The organism is Robertmurraya sp. FSL R5-0851 (assembly GCF_038002965.1).
GTDB classification, from domain to species: domain Bacteria; phylum Bacillota; class Bacilli; order Bacillales; family Cytobacillaceae; genus Robertmurraya_A; species Robertmurraya_A beringensis.
The window spans coordinates 116,436-136,879 of sequence record NZ_JBBOOE010000002.1; the positions used below are offsets into that span (position 1 = coordinate 116,436).

Consider the following 20,444-nt stretch of genomic DNA (forward strand, 5'->3'; position numbering starts at 1 on the left):
ATCATGAGGAATCATAAGAAATCAGAAGAATTGGCAGTGCAGCGTTTTCAGCTGATATCCCCTTTATTGGCAGAAGGACTTGATGCTGGAAAATTAAAAGAGTTAAAAGAACAGATTGCGAAAGCCAATGGCCTTTCAGAAAGAACTATTAGGCGATATTTAGCTCAATTTCGTGAGGATGGATTTGGGGGATTGAAGCCACAAGGAAGAAAAGGTTCTCAAAAGTCAGAAGCTATCCCTCCTCATATATTGGAACAGGCTATTCTTCTTCGAAAAGAAGTGCCAAGCCGTAGTGTGGCACAGATTATCCAGATTCTTGAATGGGAAGAATTAGCTGAACCAGGACAAATTAAAAGATCCACACTGCAGGAAAAGCTGACTGAAAAAGGATATAGTTCGCGACATATGCGCCTATATTCTCAAACTGGAGTTGCCGCCCGACGATTTCAGAAACGGCATCGGAACCAACTTTGGCAATCAGATATCAAATATGGCCCATATTTACCTATTGGTCCAAATGGAATCAAGAAACAAGTATATCTTGTCGCTTTTATCGACGATGCCACAAGGTTAGTGGTTCATGCAGCCTTTTATCCTACTCTAGATTCAAGAATCATTGAAGATGCATTCCGACAAGCAATCCAAAAATATGGTGTTCCGGAAGCAGTGTATTTTGATAATGGAAAGCAATATAGAACCAAGTGGATGTCACGCACATGTTCCAAAATTGGCACTCGTCTTACTTACACAAGGCCTTATTCTGCCGAATCAAAAGGAAAAATTGAAAGATTTAATAGAGTTATAGATTCATTTATTAGTGAAGCTGTCATCGAAAAGCCCAATACTCTAGATCGACTGAATGAACTTTTTCAGGTGTGGTTGACAGAGTGTTATCAGAATAAGCCTCACTCTGCACTTGGGGAGAAAATTAGTCCGGAAACAGCTTTTCGTTCGGACAGGAAAGCAATTCGCTTTATCGATCCTGATACTTTAAGCAATGCCTTTCTTCATTGCGAAACAAGAAAAGTTGATAAGTCAGGATGCATCAGTTTCATGGATCACAAATATGAGGTGGGTTTAACATTTATTGGACGACAGGTTGATGTTGTCTATGATCCTGCGAATATCGAGGAACTTACCATTGAGTTCGAGGGTTATACTCCTTGGAAAGCTAGAAAGCTTGTCATTGGGGAAAGAGCTGGAAAACGGCCTGAATTACCTGAGCACCTGAAGGTGCAGAGTGTTGACTCTTCAAGACTATTAAAGGCAGCTGAACGAAAGAATCAGGAACGTCAAATCGAACAAAAACCTGCCGTAACCTTCCGTGCTGTCTGGAAGGAGGATGATTCTCGTGTTTGAAACCTTTTATGAAATGGACAATACACCTTTTACCAGAGATCTACCAACAGACCAACTTTATGATTCTTCCATGATGCAAGAAATCCTTGGAAGGCTAAAATATGCAGCCGATAGACAGCTTTTTGCGGTCCTAAGTGGAGATAGTGGTACAGGAAAGACTACGACAATCCGTAAGTTTGTGAATAGATTAGATAAAGGAAAATTTCATGTCCTTTATCTATCAGATTCAAAATTAACCCCGCGCCATTTTTATAAAGGGCTATTGGAACAACTAGGCTCTGAAGCGAAGTTTTATCGAGGAGATGCGAAACGGCAGCTTCACCGAGAGATAGAATTGATGAAAGGTATACGAGGACTCCAGCCAGTTGTAGTAGTGGATGAAGCTCACCTTCTGGACCGGGAAATGCTTGAAGAAGTTCGTTTTCTATTAAACTTCAAAATGGATTCGCAAAGTCCGATGGCGCTTATTCTCGTCGGTCAAAGCGAGCTATGGGATCGACTTCGACTGCAATCATATGCAGCCATACGCCAAAGAATCGATATCCAATTCCAGCTAGGCCATCTCGATCGTGCTCAAGTTGAAGAATATGTATCTAGGCATCTTCGTTATGCCGGAGTTGATCAACCTATCTTTTCTGATGGGGCGCTTGATGAAATTCATCAGTTCTCTGGTGGTGCCGCAAGGCTCATTAATAAACTTTGTACACATAGTCTTTTATATGGCTCACAAAATGGTCGAAGAATCATTGATGATCATATGATTAAGCAAGTTATCCAGGGGGAACTTTCATGAAAAGCCGCTGGAAAGAAATGAACTACAACGCTGAGTTGGATTGTTGGGTTGTGTTTTGGGGAGATAATACAGGTTATAAAATGCGTTGCGGTGAATGGTTTGATCTCCATCTAGGAAATGGAAAGATTCTATCTTGCCGTTTGGAACTGGGTAGAGACTGGTACATCATTACTGGCAGAAATGAGATTAGGTTCTACCTTAAGAATAATGAAACGTATCACGTTGATTTGTAAGATTCTAGGGGAAGCATAAAGGTGCTTCCCCTTCATTTTGGACAGTGAATCCGTCAGTGTTGGGACAATTAGTAACGTCAATTTCGGGACATAATAAAACGCCATTAACACTAAATAACAACTTTAACTACATTGGAATTTTAACTTAAATCAAACTGTTATTATCATTAAAACACTTTGAAAGAGTTTTACATAAAAATGTGAACCTTTATTCAACAAAATGTCGCCATTCTTGAAGGAGGAAGGCGTTTTTTTGTGTTGTCCATATAACGAGATTTGGAAATTGTTAGTTAGTAATGATGTCAAAACAGGGGGAGAGCGATAGAAAAGGAGCATTCCTTAAATAGGATTCGTTGACCAAGGGCGCCAAGATAGGCTAATGTCCGTAGTGAGTAGAGTAGGGAAATAGGATACTAGTATTGGCGGTAGGATCTATGAATGAATGGAAAATTATGTTCCTTAAAGCCTAAAAGCCCAGTGTAAACACCTGGACTTTTTTAGACTTTAATTTATATATTAATCATGTACATGGAATTCCATTCCGAAGAAGGGATAAGAATACTAACTATAGTTAAGAGCAAAATCGTGTATTAATCCCTTATAGACGAAAGGAATGGTTACTGTATTGGTAGGAAGTAGCTCCTTTTTCCAATACTCCTCACCAGTCGCTGGATTAAGAGCAAACAAGCAGTTACCATCCTTTAGATATGTTACCCCTGCTTCAAAAGTAGTTATAGAATGACCAGGATTGAAACCAATCTTTTTTTGCCACCTTATTTCATTTGAAAAACTTATACAGGTTAAAGATTCATCTGATAACAAATAGAATGTTCCGTTATGTATATCTATAATATCGTTATTATTCACCTTTAAGACTGATGGTAATTCTTTTAACGACTTTAAACTTATTCCCTTAATAAACTCTCTATAAAAATAATTCAAATCATCCAAAGTGCCACATTCGTAAAATAAATGACTTTTAGAGATATAAAACTTTCCAATGAGGGTATTCTCCTCGAATTTTTTATTTACCTTACCGGTGTTTATGTCCAAGATATATATATGTTTAATACTTCCAGGACTCTCACCAGAATTTATACGTTGAGATACAACAAATATAACCATATCTTTATGTATAGATAAAAAGATAGGTTGTTTACCTTCAGTTGGTAGAGTCCACTTTTTATTCCCTGTTTTTTTGTCTATTCCGATTAGATCTCCGCAAAATTCTATAACTACTATTTCATTCCCTGCTACGGCTGGTAGGTTTACATGATCAGATAATTTTATATTCCAAATTATCTCTCCGTTCGCTCTGTTTAGATTGTACAAGACTGAGGATCTACTAGTCTCGCTATGATGACTTCTACCAATATTATTAATACAATAGATATTATCGTCATAATCTGATATGTGATTTATATTATAACCTTGGTTAGGGTATTTGAACTCCCACAATTCTCTACCTGTTGAAGGATCTAATCCAAATAAATTACCACCTATCTGAGCTAAAACCAAGTTGTTTTTTAGGGACATCTTCGGATACCCAGGTAACTGATTTTTTCTCCATACAACATCAAATCCTCCAATAAAACTTACTTCTGACATACCTATTCCACCAATCTTAAATGTTAGTTGTTATTTTTTTAGTTAAGCAATTCTACTTGATAGCCATATTTAATTATAGAAATATAAATACTTCAAGAGAAGGTTGACGCAACTATCGGTGTCTCTATTATTCTTAACATTTGTCTCAACAAGTACTTATATATTGTTTATTATATCGGAATTCTTCCATGCGTGAGCTGCATGATTCTTCCGTAGTGTTTTCCTCTTTAAATAGATCATGGTTGTTTTCACATCTGAATGCCCTAGTCCTGACTGAATTTGACTTAAATTAACCCCATTTTCTTCCGATTGTATGGCCCAGAAATGTCGAAATGCATGTGGAGTAATAGGCGATGAGCGGTATTTAACGAAGTCATAGTCCAAAGACTGTATTTTCCGCGTGATGTAGTTTGATAAATATTTATAATCGTAAGCCTTTCCGCTTGCAGTTGTTAATAAAGGGGACTGATCACTAGGGTCCAGCTTAAATGATAACCTTCTTCTTAAGCGAAACTGCTCAATAGTTTTCAGTACATTGGAATGAATTAATACCTCTCTCCGCTTATCACCTTTACCTTTTACCAGTAACCAATAGTCCCCATCAACAAAAGATAAGTCACAAACACGAGCCGTACAAAGCTCCTGTATTCTCAATCCAGTAGTAGCAAGCACTGATATAACTCCGTACACGATTGGATGGTTTTTAAATCCCTCTAATATCTTTGTTACTTCGTAAGAGGAAAGGTCTTTGTATGGTCGATCCTCACTCCTAACGTTGCTACTCAGCATCTTTTTATGTATCGGCTGCTCAATGTATTTACTTTCAAATAAAAAGTTGAGGAATCCTCGAATAATCATTATCTTTCTACTAAGCGTTGAAACGGAATAAGGTTTCTTCCCTTTACCTAGTGGAGCACCTTTCAACCATTCCTGATATTTGCGTAGGTGTCTTGCGGTTAATCTTTTAAACAGCTGGTATTGCTCCAAACCTTGTAAGGTCAATTCAATCAACTCAGCCTGTTCAATCAATTGCTTATAAAAGAGAAGAACATCCCGCAAATATTCCTTCTTAGTGTTTTCTCCTCGATTCTTCTTATCATTCATATCTCTCTTTTTATGAACGAAGAGGTAAATCATTTCCATATCGTTAAATAAGGAGTAATCTTCATCTCCTTCCTCATCTATCATATCGATTAATTGATTATGTAATGAATCATTTAACAACTGATTAGTTAAAGAAGCGATACTATCAGACTGATTAACATATTGCCTAATTTCATTGATTGAATCAATTTTATATTGAATTACTTCGTAATTAACCATCTTAAACAACCCCCCCTACATTAAATAGTTTTTATCCTATGTAATTCTCCAATATCTAATTTAACTTAAATTCAAAACCTAAGAATGCAAAAATATTAGATATGTAATAAAAAATAACCATTTACTTAACTATAACCCTACACGAAAAAGAGGTTATTTGTCTACTATATACAACAATATAAAAATATTAATTTAATTATTAATTTAACTCAATATTAATAATTAACTAGACATTGATAATTGAATTTGTTATATTGGTTTCAGAAGGGGAATTTAGTCAATTTTGGTAAGTTCTTGATTGCTAGATTCTCTTAAACAAGAAAACTTTAAAAAGGGCTGATTTACATGAAAAAAACATTAACTTTTAACCTTGCTCCAATTTCGGTAGAAATTGATGCTCCAGAGGGTATGAGTGAAAAAGAGTTACGTGAATTAGGGGAAAAGGAAATGATTAAGCAATTTGCAAAGAAGTACAAGATTAACTCTTGGTCTCTTTCGGAAGGGTCTATTCTTGCAAGTGAAGATATTCACATAGGCAGACCAGTAAAATTAAAAAGTAATGGAAAATTGGGTATCATCTACGACCTCAAACCTACAACCAAGTTCCCTATACGAGTATTAACCGAAGGAAATATAGATATGCAGTGTACACAAGCGGGTGTAGAGAAGGTTAGTAAGAGAACGAACATTGATAAATTAATAACCGGTAGGCAGGAGTTCGAAAAGAATCTAGGGTGGTTGAGTCCAAGGAGCGGTTATTTTGTGAATGGAAAAGAAATTATTCCTGTAATCATTGTTCCAAAGGGGAAAAGCGCTAAAGCATACATAGTTGGTCACGAAGCTAATGGAGGTCACTATACTTTATCCTCTATGCAATTGAATAGGGTTTTTGATACCAAGACAGAAGCAGAAGAATACGTAGCAAAATTGAAGTAATTATCTAGAGTAAGCACCACAGCAATGAGTTACCAACATTAATGTAATTCGTTACTATAGACATTAATGTTGGTAACTGAACACTAAAGATAGTTACCAACTTTATTATTGTGTTGTTTTACTATATATCAGTGTGAGACCTTTTATCATCATGGCACTTAACATAATGGTCTTTTTAGAGGCACAGAAAGGACTTATTATGAGAGGGAATTTTAGAACTTCAGAAAAGATCGTAAGAGACGGTAGCATTCAGTTAAAAGTTTTGACGTATTTTCTTACGGAACTCGATTGCGGAATAAGAATAGAGGTAAGGACGCTAACAACAAAATTTAGCACATCCGTAGAGGTTGAGTTATTACATGGTGATGACCAGCTGATACTAAAAAAATCATATTTAAAAGAAATTCTATCTAATCCGAAACGGCCTAAGATTGCTGATAAGATAGAGGAATATATACAGTACGCTTATAATGAAAAGTTAATTCGATAGTTTACTATATATTATAGAAGAAAAAGGGTAAAAAATTTTTACCCTTTTTTAAATCCATACAAAATCTTTTGATATAATTTAAGGTAAATTGTTTAGTTAATTATTTATTGTATGGAAAGTAAGGTGTTATATATGGACCTAGAAAGAGAGATTGTAACGACTGAAGAAGCTGCAAAAATGCTTGATGTGAAAAAAACGACCATTCTTAAATATGTAAAAGATGGGGAACTAACTCCAGTATATAAAAATCACTATATTGATAAGACCAAACTCTTTTATAAGGATGATATCGAGAAATTACAGAAGGCACTAGCAAAACCGGGACTGACCACAAGCGAAGCAGGTAAAATGCTAGGGGTTCATAGTGGAACCATTCTGCAATATATTCAACAAGGTCAACTAAAAGCAGAGCGAAAAGAATATAGAGGGAAAATCTTTAATTTCATTTCTTTCGAGGAGTTAGAGCGGTTTAAATCCGTATATGAAGAAATGAAAAAGAGTGAAGGTAAAGAATTCTATGATAAGAAAACAAAATTTGCTTGGTTCCAAGAGTTTCAAGATCAGAATGGTACTACAAAAAACTTCTTATTATTAGATGAGCATGGCCAGCCTTATTTAGCAACAGAAAACGGTCAACAAATTGCCTATAAAGACATAAAAAAGAGTGGTTACGAACCGTTCAGAATCATTCCGAACCCTGGTTACATTAACAAAAAAGGGTTTGCCAAGTTTGAATTTACCGTAACAGAAACATTTTGCACTATTATGAATTACTTTTACCAGTACCTCGGTACAAAGAACCTAAAGGTATTCCTAGTTGATAATCAAAAAGTAACTATTGAAGTTAAGCCAATCCTTATTAAAGAAGAATTAACTGCAGAAGAGTTTCAATTGTTAGAGGAATCAGTTGTAGAGGGTAGTGTTACTAAACGTTTGGACGGATTCTATATCGATAGTGATTTAGAGATCATTCAAATTGCAGCTCCTTCCCACTTAAAAGAAAAAGTTAGGGAAGATGCGGAACGTGAAGGGGTAACGATGGAAGAGTTTGTCTTAAAGATCCTAAAAGAAAAGTACGATAAATGAGGGATGGCTATGAACCAACTAGATTTATTCGAGATTGAAGAAAAGGAAGAGTCCTCCCTAGTGGAAGAAGTAATTTTTCAAGATGGAGACAGGGTTAAAGTGAAAAAATTGACAGACGATGAAGCCAAAGAACTTGAACCCGAGGACTATTACTATATAAAGGATTACGAAAATAAAAAGGGTGTCATAAGTACATCATCAAAAAACCCGAAGAATGGAACCATTTCTTACAAAGTGGACTTTGACAGAGATAAATTCGGATTTTTTTATGGAAAGGACCTTATAAGTCTAGATATCTAGATGGGAAATCGTAGGTGATTTAACTGGAAACGATACTATTTTTTATTAGAGTAATGTTGATCATCGGTGGAGCTTTTGCTCTTATCACTTTTACAAGGGATGCTGCCTTATATCGGGAACGCAAGGAAATTACAGCTCTTTTTGGATTACTTGCTATTGGTATCTCCTTTTACATTAGCCATTTAGGATTTTAGGAGTGAATTAGTTTCACTCCTAATCGAGTTGTATTTCGGATAGTAGGGGCTTTTATTTAATGATGAAAAAACTGTTTAAGAGTGAATACTCTTTAGGGGGTGTTTTAGGAATTTTGATAGGTGTCGCTATATTTATCTTTAGAGATTTAATAAAGTTGTTTAATTAAGATGTAAAAAATGGAGGCCCATATGTCATCTTATCTTAGTTGGTGTATTTTGATCATTGCTATTTCTTTATTAAAGAGAAAAAAGAAATGAAAAAATAGTAATAAAGTGATGATACCAAAAATAATTATGTTACCTCTATATATAACATAGTAATTTAACTATTAAATATAGATTAAAATTCCCGTACATATATGGTAGACTATGTAATAACATTACCTACCTCACAAAGGTAGGTCACATACCTGAATGGGAGCAACCCAATTTTAGTCATTAATAATGGCTGATTTTGAGTTGTTCCCATTTTTATTTTTACAATAAAAAGGAGAGAGTTAATTGCAAACAAAAACCATTAGAACTAACCCCTTAGTAGCCATATATTTTATGGTGGTTGCTACATATTTTTGGCTTCAAATGTTTCCCCTATGATCGAGGAATGAAGACTCCATCATCTTTCAATCTTCTGTATTTGTTTTATCCAATGGGGAGGAAGTAAAGATTGACCATAACTTTGTGTCTGGAAAAAACAGAGGTGAAATGCTATTAAAGCATATTCTCACTAAGAATCCATCTATTGCCCTTGATGAAAGAATGGCTCAAGAGTTAGAAGGTAAGAAAAACACTTATATGTTAGCTAATAGAATCGGATTATTTATCGTTGCGCATATCTTTCTGTTTTTTGCCTTATCAGTCATTAAATAATAATTAGCATGGTGAGGAGAACTGCTATGAAAAGAATGATTTGTTTACTATTTGTTCTACTTTTAACCGCTTGTTCTACTGTTACTACACAGGAAGTCCCAAAATATGAATTAGGAAAAAGTGAAAGTATACCACTTACAGAAGAAGACTATTTCCAAGAACTACAATCAGCGAATGGAGGCACTTCGCCCAATGAATCTCAGTCAAACCATACTACCGATGAGCAAACGATAAGCAGTACACAGCAACCTTCGCAAACCCAAGAGGTAAGTTTAGAAGGGGCTAGAAAAGTAACTGTAACAAAAGTGATTGATGGTGACACAATTAAGTACCTTGACCCATCTCTTGGCGGTGAAGAGGTGACTGGACGTTTATTGGGGTTAAATAGTCCCGAATGGACTAAAGAGAAACAACCATACGGGGATGCCAGCACTGAGTTTCTAACAAATTTAATTTTAGGACAAACCATTGAAATAGTTGGAGATGATTCTGCAGGTGAAATGGACAAATATGGTCGATACCTCATTCATGCTGCTATTGGAGGGAAGAGTATACAACAACAATTAATAATTATGGGGTTAGCCAGAGTTGCCTATTTATATGGGGACTATATGTATGTTGATATGTATAAAGAGGCCGAGAATATCGCAAAGGAGTCAGGATTAAACATTTGGAGTATTCCAGGATATGTTGATGATAAAAACGGCTTCAATGTAGAAGTAATCACAGAAGACATAGCAGACCAATTAACAGGTGAACTAAAAGAAGAGCTATCGGATAAGTTATTAGAAAAAGTTATTGAACTACAAAAACTAATCAAATAATAATAGGTTGATGGTCTCATATTCTATAGTAAAATTAAGGGAGTTAATGACATCAGGAGGTAGCACCTAAGTGGATAAAGAGAAAGAAAAAAAGTATGAGAAGTGGGCCATCGCAATATTAATCTTGTTTTTACTATTTTTTACCACTAGTGTTGCGTTAATTTAATTTGACTATTGGAAATACTTAAAATGTTCAATTTTATTATTTTGTGCAAAGAAAAAGTCCTTTATAATGGATAAGTCAGGTGGTAACCCGTCCAAATCCACTATAAAAGGACATACGCATGGACAAGATTACACGAAAAAATTCATTTGGACAATGGTTTTCACCAATAAACCTTCAATTATTTGAAGAACAGGTGAAAACGATGAAATTAGATTACTATACGAAAAAACTAACGACTGAGTCATTCCTTAAATTACTACTTTTTGCGCAACTACAAGAAATCGAAAGTCTGCATGCACTAAGCGATAGTCTATTCGATGACCAGCTTCAAAAAGGAATCGACCTTGATTCTATCAGTATTTCTCAGCTGTCACGCCGATTGAATGGGATGAATCCAGATATATTCCAAAGGCTTTTCCTTGATTTAGTATCACAAATTCATACCAAAACGTACTATACGAAACTTGTGATGCCGTTAAAAATTATTGATTCAAGCACGCTGCCACTCAATTTAACCAATCATAAATGGGCAAAATTTCGCAAAACAAAGGCGGGAGTAAAGTTGCATCTCCGTCTTGTGTTTATGGAAAAAGGTACTTCCTATCCTGAAAAAGCCGTTATGACAACTGCAAAAGAACATGACCGTGGTCAGCTTGAAATCATGGTGGATGACAAGGAATGCATGTATGTGTTTGATCGTGGCTATCTAGACTACGAGCGCTTTGATCGCATGACTGATGATGGCTACTTTTTTCTTTCCAGACTACGTAAAAATGCAGTCATACGGGAAGTTTTCGATTTTAACCTACCAGAGAAAGCGACTGTTTTGTCAGACCAAATGGTATTGATTGGTACGACTCAAAACCGTGCTGAAAATTACTTTCGCCTTCTAAAAGTGATGGATTCAAAAGGAAATGAACTCCAGCTTATTACGAATCGTTTTGATTTGAGTGCCGAAGAAATTTCGGAGATGTACAAATCTCGCTGGGCAATTGAGCTATTTTTTAAGTGGATTAAACAACATCTCAGCATCAAAAAATTCTACGGTCAAAGCGAATGGGCAGTTCAAAATCAAGTGTTTATCGCACTGATTGTTTTTTGCCTACATGTTCTCGTACAAATCGAAACAAAAAGTAAGCGAAAAACCTTACAAATTAGCCGTTATTTAAGGGCTGCATTGTGGAAACCAGCGAATATCTGGCTTCGAAAGATTGAAGGAAAAGCCATCCCTTAAATAAACAAATTGTCGTTGTCGCACAGGTCTAATTGTAAATAAAATCCAAATGGATGGAGCCACCTTTAATAGGGTATTTACCTTTTTGGCTCTAATCAAGAAAGATGATTAAACTGAAAATTATGACATTATTTATACAACACTAGTGATTTTTTACGATTAAATGTATTTTCGGATCGATTTGGAACATTATCTTATTAATCATTATATTGGTAACACTATGGTGGATTTATCGTCGAAAAAAAGAAGAAAAGTCTACATGGCAAGGGAAACTTATCATTATAATTCTTATATTTTTGCTATTGTGGAGGGTTGTTCCTTGTGTCCTACATGAAGTTGGTAATTTCGGACGAGAAGAGGATGCTGCGGAAACACTAGTTGCAAATCTTGAAAAAGCTGAACAAATAGCAAAAGAAGATGAAGAAAAGAGAAAGATCGAGGAAGAACAACGAAAAGTTGAAGAGGAAAAGAGACGTATTGAGGAAGAAAAAAGACGAGCTGAAGAGGAACAGAAACGACTAGAAGAACAAAGACGAGCTGAAGAGGAACAGAAACGACTAGAAGAACAAAAAAAGCGTGAAGAAGAACAACGAAAACTTGCTGAACAACTAGCTAAGAAGAGAGCTGCTGAAGCGGAGGAAAAGAAAAAAGCAGAGCAAGCAAAAGCGCAGTCAACACCAGCTGTTAATTATTCTGTAGATAGAGACTGTAGTGACTTCTCACGACAAGGGGAAGCAACAAGCTTTATGAAAGCATCCATTGCGGCAGGCTTTGGTGATCACAGACTAGACAGAGATGGAGACGGAATAGCTTGTGATGACTAAAAGATTCCTAGAAAACTAAATAATCTTGAATCCCTATTACCAATATAGTAAAATTACTCCATAAGTTTTTTTGTTTTTATAATTTTTTTGTAATCCTCTTTTGTTGGATTAACGGGACTCTTTTAAACTATTAGCGACCTTTGGGTTGATGGATTTACACCTTTATTTGAGGTGCATTAAAATTCTATCTTCCCAGGTCGCCTTTTTGTGTTTAGAGCACTGTACTTTCGCTGAAGAGTGATAAGGAAGGAGAAAAAGGTAAAATGAGTAGAAGTTTAATTGGGAAACAAATGAAATGTGATTGTACAACTTGTGATCATGAATTCACAACAACAATTACAGAGGAACAATTTTTAAAGGAAGACGATTATAAAGATTCATTACATCACCGCGGGATAGATGAATCTGACCCTACCTTTAAAAAGGAAATGGAAAGGTATTTAACCTTAGAGGAGTATTATTTAGAATGTCCGAATTGTCATCATTCTGAACAAGTCGGTACATCTGAACCTCAATGGTTTAGTATCTTACAAATCCAATGAAATTTTGGGAGAAAACAAAAATGCTTATGTATTTTCTAGAAACGGCCTAATGGTTGGTGGACTATTTATCTACAAAGATAAATTTAATCTATCACTCGTTAGGTCATTTTTTATGCCATTTTTTCGGCACATCAAATGAAAGGAGTGAAGTGGAATGCTAACTAATATGATTATTACGGTCATTATTGGTGCTGTGATGGGGCTATTAAACCATGCAAAACGAAACAACACCATTAAAAAACCACGTAATTTAAAGACAGCCGTAGATCCAGGGTTCGTCCCGGATTGTCTATACGGTGTGGTGGGTGCTGTTATCACTGTTTTAATGGGTGAACCTACTGAAATAGGACGTGTGATTATCCTTGCGATTATTGGCGGACAAGCAGGTGAAACAGCCGTACTAACAGCAGACGCTAATAATAAGAAGAAAAACGAGGAAGCGTTAAAGAAGGTTAATGACCAGATAAATGAAAAATTACCTTCTCCATCCAAAAAGAAGTCTACTAAGCAAGAAGATGCTGAACAGCTATCTTCCCAATCAGTAGAAGATGTGAATCAAGTTGATAAGAACGAGCAAGAGTAATTCTGCTCTTTCTTACATATTCTGCATAGGGTTATATGTTATAATAAAATCAACATTTAATCGGAGCCTAACAAGCAAAAACATATATCAATGAAAGGAGACAGACCTATGCGTCTTAAGGACTTTCTTACGGAAGAAGAGGATACGAAACTTGAGCAATTAAAATCAGAATTACTTGATGCGCCAAATGATAAAGTGCGTACACTGATCCTGGCACAAATTGATGAGATTTTAGATGCTGCAAGAAGTAGATATAATGCTTTATTCACTAGTAGTGAAGAGCAAGCAACCACATATGAACATGCAATTTAAGTAAAAGAGCTGTATTCCTTTTAACTGAGGGATACGGCTCTTTTTCTGTGAAAATAAATATGGGTTTAAACAAGATCAGTTGTGTTAATGATATTATTAATGCAATTTTTGCAATAGGAAAGCAGAGGTACCTAAATTTATGGTATCTCGAATATCTTTTTTAACTTTTGTCTATACTGCTAATTTATGTTGACTCATGGTAGGGTTCTTTGTTCTTTAGCATGTGATAGATGATTGTAAGCATTCGATGTCCAATGGCAACGAGTGCTTTTTTCTTTCCTCTTCTTGCAGCTAGTGACCAATATTTAGCGGATAACCTGGTGTTTTTACTTCGTGATGCTGCCCACGCAGCTTCGCAAAGTGCTGACTTAATATGAGGGTTTCCTTTCACCGTCCGTGTGCTTTTTCTTTTCCCTGCACTTTCATGATTTCCTGGTGATAGTCCTGCCCAGGAAGCAATATGTTTGGAAGTAGGAAATTGTTCCATATTTACTCCGATTTCTGCAATTATTGTAGCTGCTGTATCTTTTTTAATACCTGTCATCGTGACAATGATATCCACTTCTTCTTTGTAGTCTTTTAAGATTTCATCTATCCTTTTTTCAATATCTGATATTAACTCTTCTAGATAGACAATGTGCATCCAAGATTGTTTGATAAGAAATAATTGGTGGTCATTTATCGTACCAAACAAGGAGTCCGTAATTGACTGTTTTTTATGAGCCATTCGACCATGAATTCTTTGTTCAACGTCTTTTTGATCTAAGTAACCATTAGACATTAGTTGTTCTAAAAGTTTCCTGCCGGAAACTCCAAATACATCTGAAATTACTGTACTTAATTTGATATTTGAAGTCTCAAGTACCTTTTGGATTCGATTCTTTTCAGATGTCATATGACCAATCCATTTCTTGCGGAGACGAGTTAGATCCCTTAGATTTCTTATGTCCTCTGGAGGAACAAAGCTCTTCTCTATTAATCCATGTCTTAATAATTTGGCAATCCATTCTGCATCTGACACATCTGTCTTTCTACCGGGAACGTTTTTGATTCTTTGTGCGTTTGCCAAGGTAATATCAAAAAAATCTTCTAAGATGTTATAAACAGGTTTCCAGTAAACGCCAGTGCTTTCCATCGCAATATGAGTTACCTGTTTTTCTTCTAACCACTTTAGAAGCCGAAACAAGTCTTTAGTCATAGTAGGAAATGTTTCAGTTTCTTTTACCAGGTCTGCCTCTGATTCACCCATTAGGACACAGGCTACAATAGTCTCTGAGTGAACATCCAAGCCAGCACACCGTTTGTACAATGTTTCCATTTGTTCAACCTTCCAGAATTATATTCCACAAACAGTGGAATGAATTTGAAATTAAGCATTTTTCTGTTCGTAGTCATCTCTCATAGGAGAGAGCTAACAATGGGTTGTGCACCAAATTCATTCCAACAGTTTTTTGTACAGGGTAAGACCACCAATAAGAGCCACGTCATATACTCACTGTTTGTGGTATCTACATTATGGAGTGGGGAACCAATTTTCATTCCTGGGTTAAGAGCGAAAGATCATGATTGTTTTTTGTTATTTTATTTCTATAATAGATTTAGTAGAAAATCCCCTTTAAAATAAAGGCATATACCAAATGGAAGGGGTGCTGATAATGCGTCTTAAGGATTTTTTCAACGAAACAGAACTAGAACAATTTGAAAATCTGCAATTTGAGTTACTTGAAGCACATAATAAAAAACAGAGATTAATTATCCAAACAGAAATAGATGAACTAATAAGTCTAGCGCAAATTAGATATGACTCTTTAATGAACGGAAACGGAAGACAGGAAACTTCTGATAGTGGGTCGCCTAAACGTCTTAAAGACCTTCTAACAGAAGAAGAGGATATTAAGCTACAGGAACTCAAGATGGAACTATTGGCTGCCCCAAATGAAAAAGTGCGTACAATAATTATGACACAGATTAATGAAATTTTAGATAGTGCAGAAAATAGATATAAAACGTTAGATGAAGAAACGAGGTTTAGTACCATGCACCCGATTAAATTTAAGGTAGGAAACGAACCAAGCGTCTATAAACTCTATAAGTTAGAACATGAAGGACACTACACGTATGCGGTTTTAACAATAAAAGATGGGGAATTAATATCTGAGTCGTGGCCAATAGAAGAGATTGAAAGAAACCTTAATAATGGGGTTTGGAAGGAAGTAAAATAAGTTAACGGAATTGTTTTAGACTCCATAAAGATTTTGAAAAAAATTATTGTCCAAAGAGTATTAGAATTAGTACGTGAGAAATCCTACATAAGAAGCGGTGATTTAACCGCTTCTATTTTATTTGTCCAAAAATATGCGCGATTAATAACACTAATAATTTTAGTTGATGAGAGACAAAGTTATTAAATATAGAGTAGATAAAGGAGGATAATTACGTTGAGTGATAGGACAGAGATGATTTCAATAAATCGGTATAGCCATCGGGAAGGCTTTTTTGGGGGTTATCCAACATTTTCTTATATACCAGGAAAGTATTACAATTACTTGCCAGTAGTAAAGTTAAAAAAAGAAGCATGTGTTTACCAAGACATGCCAGTATCTTTGTTAGGAGAAGTGCTTGAATATCCAGAATTTATACCTTTGTGGTTAAGAGAGGCTAATCTACTTGTACAGAAACCAGATATAGTAGGAGGTTCATATGTAGGGGCAATTCCCACCTTTGAACAAGCTAAAAAGGACAATTATGTAGTTCTCGGTGTGAATTTCATACTTGAGGAAGCTGCCGATCCTAAATTGATTTATTTGAATGATTTCATAGCTATTGGAATTACTTACCCGTTATTTGGTACCCATCGTGAGCAGTTCAAAGCAGTACATGATTTTGCAGTTAAAACGAACTATGTAACTGGTATTCCAGTATATACTGAAGCAGACCCTTTAAATCCGAGAGAAAGAGGAGATGCAGTTTTCGCTCTATTTTTCAAAGAAGGCTTTGCTGAGGTAGAAGATATTCCTGAATATTTGGAACATGTTCATTGGAACTATACATTTAATGATAAAAAAGTATTTAGTAATGAAAATTTAAGTGATGAATTCGTATTAAGGATTTATAAAGCGATTAAAGTCGCATTAAAATCAATAAATGAGTGTTCCTATCTAAATGAAGAGGAATCTAAATCATTAATTCAAGATGGATTTAAAAAGGTTATTCACTTTTCCGCGCTTAATTCCGATGCTGATGCACGGGCTAGGGTGAATCCTGAGAGTCTTAGTGAGATAGGTATAAAAGAAAGTTCCTTCCCAGCTACCGATGAGGTCAATGGGCTAAATCTACTGGCAGAAACAGTAATTCACGAGATGATGCATACGACTGGAAGAACCCATATAGCTTACGAAGAAAGCTTTGGAACACATGCAGGTATAGGTTGCGGTGGTGATACAGCTGGTTTACCCGAAGCTGCTGTGAAATATTGGACTAGTCCTCCATTAAGAGCGGAGTGTTGTATTAGGGATATGCAAACTGATCCCCGAGATCATTGAAAAGTTTAAGCACTTCAAGGGAATGGATTGAACAAAAAAGGGAATGCATCTAATTATTATGAAGGGGGTTTAATCTTGAGCTTTTGGGAAGACGTATTTGGTTCGGGACCTCAATTTGAAAATGGAAGACATAAGAGGCTACCAGTCCCAGATAACCAATATGTAAATGCTATTATAGTTAGTTCTATAAACAAGGAAAGACTTGTAGCTAGGGGATCTACAGCAGTAACCTATGACGTTACCGAAGAAATGAAGGAGAAAATAAAAAGTCACCTTATATCTGTCGAATCCCTATTTTCAGACAAATGTGGAAAAAAACTAACCATTAGACCTGTTTGGGGGCCAGTTACAACAGGTAATCCTGATAAAGCGGTTATTGATGCTGAAACTCTAGAATCTGATTATACAGAGCAGATGAAGAGCATTTTTAATCATAATAAAACGTATTTTCCCGAAATTGAGTTAGTAATACTATATGCTAAAGGGGATGCTTTAAAAAGTGGTGTTTCAGGACGTTCATGGTATCGAAAATTTGAAGAGGAATCATATTATCATAGCTTTATTATAATGTCAGAAAGTGCTACAGAGAAAGTTTTGGCTCACGAATTAGGACATATTTTAAATTTCACTAATAAAGATGGAGCGAAAAATGACCCTGACCCGATGGAAAATGAACCTGAACATAATAAGAATCCCGGTAATCTAATGCATAAAGAAGTTACAACTACTGATATAACCGAGGAACAATGTAAGCAATTCTTTGAAAGCAAAATCATTCAATAAGAAGAAAGTTGATTTGAATAATAGAAAACGCTGTATTTCTCAATGGAAAATACAGCGTTTATTAATTCAAACATTAATCTGTTGCAAGTGACGATTAAGAAAAACTAACACTAACAAAATATCAACCTAATTAAATATATTAAAATTTTCTATGTACCATTACGCATGAATAAATTATACTAGATTTCATAAGTTTTTATGGGATAATTTACCCAAAATGGAAGGTGGTGAAATAATGAGTACAGAAGTTGTAATTAACAATAATATTCAACATGTTGCAACTGGAACAGGTAAGTCATATTTTGACGGTGGACTTTTACAATTTATAGGTTGGACTTTACTTGGCTGGTTAGTGACTGTGTTTACATTCGCGATTTGTTATCCTTGGGCACTTACAATGATATATGGATGGAAAATCAACCATACTGTCGTTGAAGGGCGCAGACTTAAATTCAATGGAAGTGCAATTGGCCTTTTCGGAAATTGGATTAAGTGGTGGTTCTTATGTGTCATCACTCTGGGTATTTATTCATTCTGGCTATTTATTGCTCTTGAAAAGTGGAAAGCGAAGCATACTACTTTTGCAAATTAATAATTAAGGTTCAATTATGGGTTTGTTGATCCAGTAAACAGTTGCTTTTGCTTAACAAAAAAAGGGACTCAATTTAAGAGTCCCTTATTTCTATCCAGTTTTATACTACTTCAAATAAATACTCTTCCACGAATTTCATCACTTTTTGTTGAGTATCTTCATCTACTGATTCAGTTTTTAAAAGGTTTTCAAGCTCATACACTTGTTCCGCAAGTTTAGGGATTTTTTTGGCTGAGTCCAATGTTAAGTCCCCATTTAATAATTTTATGGCCGAATCCTGGTATTCCTTTATTTCACTTAGAAATAAAAGACCAGCTATCATTGTTAACTTGTCCATTACCTTTCCCCCTAGTATGAATTGATACTCTTGTATTCTCCAAGCCTAACTTAAATTCCTTTTCCGTAATACAGGTAAATAAATACACCATTACGAAGCAACCTAATCTTTGCTCTAGTATCGTTTTTTTTATATTGTACCTTTTGTTTTCCAATCTATCTCAAACATACTTGTACGGCCATCTTTAGATAATTTAAGGATATTCCAACTTCGAGAAGATTTTGAACTACCAGGGTAATAAGTCTCTATAACGGAAAGAGGAGTTACAACGACCGTTATAGTGTCAATCTGATCTACTACAAATGCAAAATAAGGTTCACAATCAAAATGTAAACAGGCATCCTTAACTTTCATCATTTGATTATCAACGTCATTCATGGTTAAAGAGAAATCTAATTTTCCTTCTTTTCTGCTTCTGCTTTTAACGGATATACCTAATCGCTTTCCGTTTTTACTAGCAATAATATCAATTCCAACATGTTGAGCATGTACACTTTCATACCCATTCTTCGATAACCAGTATAAAACTAAGAGCTCCCCAAATTCCCCAGTGATATGTGCGTGATTTGAACTATATTCAGATGACATTTTCGACCTCAATTCTTAATGATTTATCTTATAAAGTCATTATAACTATCTTTTCTATTCAATCTTTAAACAACTGATATAATTGAGACATATCTTTTTTATTATTTCTTATTTTTATTGCAACGATCTTTACATATCGTTAGCGGGATTCTATTAAACTAGCAGCCTTTGGGTTGAAGGAAGACACTTTTGTTTCAGTGTGTCTAAATTCTATCCAAGGGCTTTTTTGCGTTCTCGGAAAGGTGGTCTGTTAATTTTTAAAAAAATAAGAAATATTACTTATTGGAGGGTTAAAGATGTACAAGCTGAAACGTCACAGGATACTAAATCTATATTACCTACATAGTCCCTATTCCGGGTCAATCACTGAAGAATATGAGGTGGTAGAAGAGGTGGAAGATTTTGTAGAGGGTTATACCAAACTTGAAGAATACCGCTCTAATAATGAATCAACTATAGACGGAATCTTTGAGGATTACTACAAATACGAGCATATGAAATGTCTTTGGGGTGATGTTAGTGGGATACAACCAACTATCGGTCAGCTCTTTTTTGTTTGCAGAAAAGAAGCTTTTGGAAAGTGGAGAACCTTATATGAACTATGTGAAGTAAAGGAAATCCATGAGTATCGTGTTATCTATAAGAATCATGCAAGTAATAAAGTAGATAAAATGACAATTGGTACTTTTCAAGACCAAGCTTTGTTTCCTACCCGTGACCAGAATTTTATTCAAGAATTTGAGATAAAGACCGGGTTAACCTATCCAAAGAATTTGATTTCTCTTCTGGATGGAGTAAAGGATTATCGAAAAGTGATGAATCGTAAGATCGCACTAACAAATGGAGTAACTAACTGGGATTTATCAAAAGATCATTACCAGTATGCTCTATCAATGCTTACGATTTAACACACATGGAGATGGATTGT

Annotated in this window: 25 protein-coding genes; 20 read left to right on the top strand and 5 right to left on the bottom strand. The window is 35.4% G+C overall.

All coding sequences use genetic code 11. The annotated features are described in order from the left end of the window. Positions 1–3 precede the first annotated feature (3 nt). From MKX65_RS24800 to MKX65_RS24810, 3 genes are read left to right on the top strand one after another with little or no spacing between them, the layout of a single operon-like run. Entirely contained in the window at positions 4–1,359 is a 1,356-nt protein-coding gene (locus MKX65_RS24800) for a DDE-type integrase/transposase/recombinase (protein WP_160549919.1), read from the top strand. Beyond that, positions 1,352–2,152, top strand: a complete 801-nt coding sequence (locus MKX65_RS24805) for an ExeA family protein (protein ID WP_340902837.1) — start codon at positions 1,352–1,354, stop codon at positions 2,150–2,152. The genes MKX65_RS24800 and MKX65_RS24805 overlap by 8 nt, the downstream gene beginning before the upstream one ends. Next, entirely contained in the window at positions 2,149–2,385 is a 237-nt protein-coding gene (locus tag MKX65_RS24810) for a DUF5348 domain-containing protein (RefSeq protein WP_169102663.1), read from the top strand. The genes MKX65_RS24805 and MKX65_RS24810 overlap by 4 nt, the downstream gene beginning before the upstream one ends. 561 nt (positions 2,386–2,946) lie before the next feature. Here the strand turns inward: MKX65_RS24810 and MKX65_RS24815 are convergent. Both MKX65_RS24815 and MKX65_RS24820 read right to left on the bottom strand, forming a co-directional pair. Further along, a complete protein-coding gene (locus MKX65_RS24815) occupies positions 2,947–3,993 on the bottom strand; it encodes an outer membrane protein assembly factor BamB family protein (protein WP_340906567.1) in 1,047 nt (348 codons plus the stop codon). A gap of 156 nt (positions 3,994–4,149) precedes the next feature. Next, entirely contained in the window at positions 4,150–5,316 is a 1,167-nt protein-coding gene (locus MKX65_RS24820; RefSeq protein ID WP_340906569.1) for a tyrosine-type recombinase/integrase, read from the bottom strand. A gap of 345 nt (positions 5,317–5,661) precedes the next feature. On the opposite strand from MKX65_RS24820, the gene MKX65_RS24825 reads away from it, so the two are divergent. The 12 genes from MKX65_RS24825 (at position 5,662) to MKX65_RS24880 (ending at position 13,674) form a co-directional block, all read left to right on the top strand. Next, the gene (locus MKX65_RS24825) at positions 5,662–6,252 is read left to right on the top strand and encodes a hypothetical protein (protein WP_340906570.1); all 591 of its coding nucleotides are present in this window, start codon (positions 5,662–5,664) and stop codon (positions 6,250–6,252) included. A gap of 151 nt (positions 6,253–6,403) precedes the next feature. Next, positions 6,404–6,742, top strand: coding sequence for a hypothetical protein (locus MKX65_RS24830; protein WP_340906572.1), 339 nt, complete (start codon positions 6,404–6,406; stop codon positions 6,740–6,742). A gap of 132 nt (positions 6,743–6,874) precedes the next feature. Next, on the top strand, positions 6,875–7,828 hold the full coding sequence (locus tag MKX65_RS24835; protein ID WP_340906573.1) for a helix-turn-helix domain-containing protein: 954 nt from the start codon (positions 6,875–6,877) through the stop codon (positions 7,826–7,828). A 9-nt stretch (positions 7,829–7,837) separates the two neighbouring features. After that, positions 7,838–8,128, top strand: a complete 291-nt coding sequence (locus tag MKX65_RS24840; protein ID WP_340906574.1) for a hypothetical protein — start codon at positions 7,838–7,840, stop codon at positions 8,126–8,128. A 53-nt stretch (positions 8,129–8,181) separates the two neighbouring features. Continuing rightward, complete coding sequence (locus tag MKX65_RS24845; RefSeq protein WP_340906575.1) at positions 8,182–8,322, top strand: hypothetical protein; 141 nt, start codon at positions 8,182–8,184, stop codon at positions 8,320–8,322. A 702-nt stretch (positions 8,323–9,024) separates the two neighbouring features. Continuing rightward, on the top strand, positions 9,025–9,189 hold the full coding sequence (locus MKX65_RS24850) for a hypothetical protein (RefSeq protein ID WP_340906576.1): 165 nt from the start codon (positions 9,025–9,027) through the stop codon (positions 9,187–9,189). 26 nt (positions 9,190–9,215) lie between these two features. Beyond that, entirely contained in the window at positions 9,216–10,013 is a 798-nt protein-coding gene (locus MKX65_RS24855; protein ID WP_340906577.1) for a thermonuclease family protein, read from the top strand. Between the two features lie 284 nt (positions 10,014–10,297). Continuing rightward, a complete protein-coding gene (locus MKX65_RS24860) occupies positions 10,298–11,413 on the top strand; it encodes an IS4 family transposase (RefSeq protein ID WP_160549961.1) in 1,116 nt (371 codons plus the stop codon). Between the two features lie 209 nt (positions 11,414–11,622). Beyond that, positions 11,623–12,237: an excalibur calcium-binding domain-containing protein gene (locus tag MKX65_RS24865; RefSeq protein ID WP_340906579.1), complete on the top strand. Its 615-nt coding sequence runs from the start codon at positions 11,623–11,625 to the stop codon at positions 12,235–12,237. Positions 12,238–12,500: 263 nt separating this feature from the next. Beyond that, positions 12,501–12,779: a hypothetical protein gene (locus MKX65_RS24870; RefSeq protein ID WP_340906580.1), complete on the top strand. Its 279-nt coding sequence runs from the start codon at positions 12,501–12,503 to the stop codon at positions 12,777–12,779. 154 nt (positions 12,780–12,933) lie between these two features. After that, positions 12,934–13,362, top strand: coding sequence for a DUF4257 domain-containing protein (locus MKX65_RS24875; protein ID WP_340906582.1), 429 nt, complete (start codon positions 12,934–12,936; stop codon positions 13,360–13,362). 108 nt (positions 13,363–13,470) lie between these two features. Then, entirely contained in the window at positions 13,471–13,674 is a 204-nt protein-coding gene (locus tag MKX65_RS24880) for a hypothetical protein (protein WP_340906583.1), read from the top strand. Positions 13,675–13,858: 184 nt separating this feature from the next. Here the strand turns inward: MKX65_RS24880 and MKX65_RS24885 are convergent, their stop codons facing one another. Continuing rightward, positions 13,859–14,992, bottom strand: coding sequence for an IS110 family transposase (locus tag MKX65_RS24885; RefSeq protein ID WP_160549954.1), 1,134 nt, complete (start codon positions 14,990–14,992; stop codon positions 13,859–13,861). Between the two features lie 337 nt (positions 14,993–15,329). Between MKX65_RS24885 and MKX65_RS24890 the strand changes: the two genes are divergently transcribed. The 4 genes from MKX65_RS24890 (at position 15,330) to MKX65_RS24905 (ending at position 18,591) form a co-directional block, all read left to right on the top strand. Further along, positions 15,330–15,896: a hypothetical protein gene (locus tag MKX65_RS24890; protein WP_340906585.1), complete on the top strand. Its 567-nt coding sequence runs from the start codon at positions 15,330–15,332 to the stop codon at positions 15,894–15,896. 216 nt (positions 15,897–16,112) lie between these two features. After that, positions 16,113–17,216 carry a hypothetical protein gene (locus tag MKX65_RS24895; RefSeq protein WP_340906587.1) on the top strand — a complete coding sequence of 368 codons (1,104 nt, stop codon included), beginning with the start codon at positions 16,113–16,115 and terminating at the stop codon, positions 17,214–17,216. A gap of 75 nt (positions 17,217–17,291) precedes the next feature. After that, positions 17,292–17,999, top strand: coding sequence for a hypothetical protein (locus MKX65_RS24900; RefSeq protein ID WP_340906588.1), 708 nt, complete (start codon positions 17,292–17,294; stop codon positions 17,997–17,999). A gap of 235 nt (positions 18,000–18,234) precedes the next feature. Beyond that, a complete protein-coding gene (locus tag MKX65_RS24905) occupies positions 18,235–18,591 on the top strand; it encodes a hypothetical protein (protein WP_340906589.1) in 357 nt (118 codons plus the stop codon). A 100-nt stretch (positions 18,592–18,691) separates the two neighbouring features. On the opposite strand, the gene MKX65_RS24910 is transcribed toward MKX65_RS24905, so the two are convergent. After that, positions 18,692–18,928, bottom strand: coding sequence for a hypothetical protein (locus MKX65_RS24910; protein WP_340906590.1), 237 nt, complete (start codon positions 18,926–18,928; stop codon positions 18,692–18,694). Between the two features lie 129 nt (positions 18,929–19,057). Further along, positions 19,058–19,516, bottom strand: coding sequence for a hypothetical protein (locus MKX65_RS24915; protein ID WP_340906591.1), 459 nt, complete (start codon positions 19,514–19,516; stop codon positions 19,058–19,060). Between the two features lie 296 nt (positions 19,517–19,812). Here MKX65_RS24915 and MKX65_RS24920 point away from each other — a divergent pair, with 296 nt between their 5' ends. Then, on the top strand, positions 19,813–20,424 hold the full coding sequence (locus MKX65_RS24920; RefSeq protein WP_340906592.1) for a hypothetical protein: 612 nt from the start codon (positions 19,813–19,815) through the stop codon (positions 20,422–20,424). Positions 20,425–20,444 lie beyond the last annotated feature (20 nt).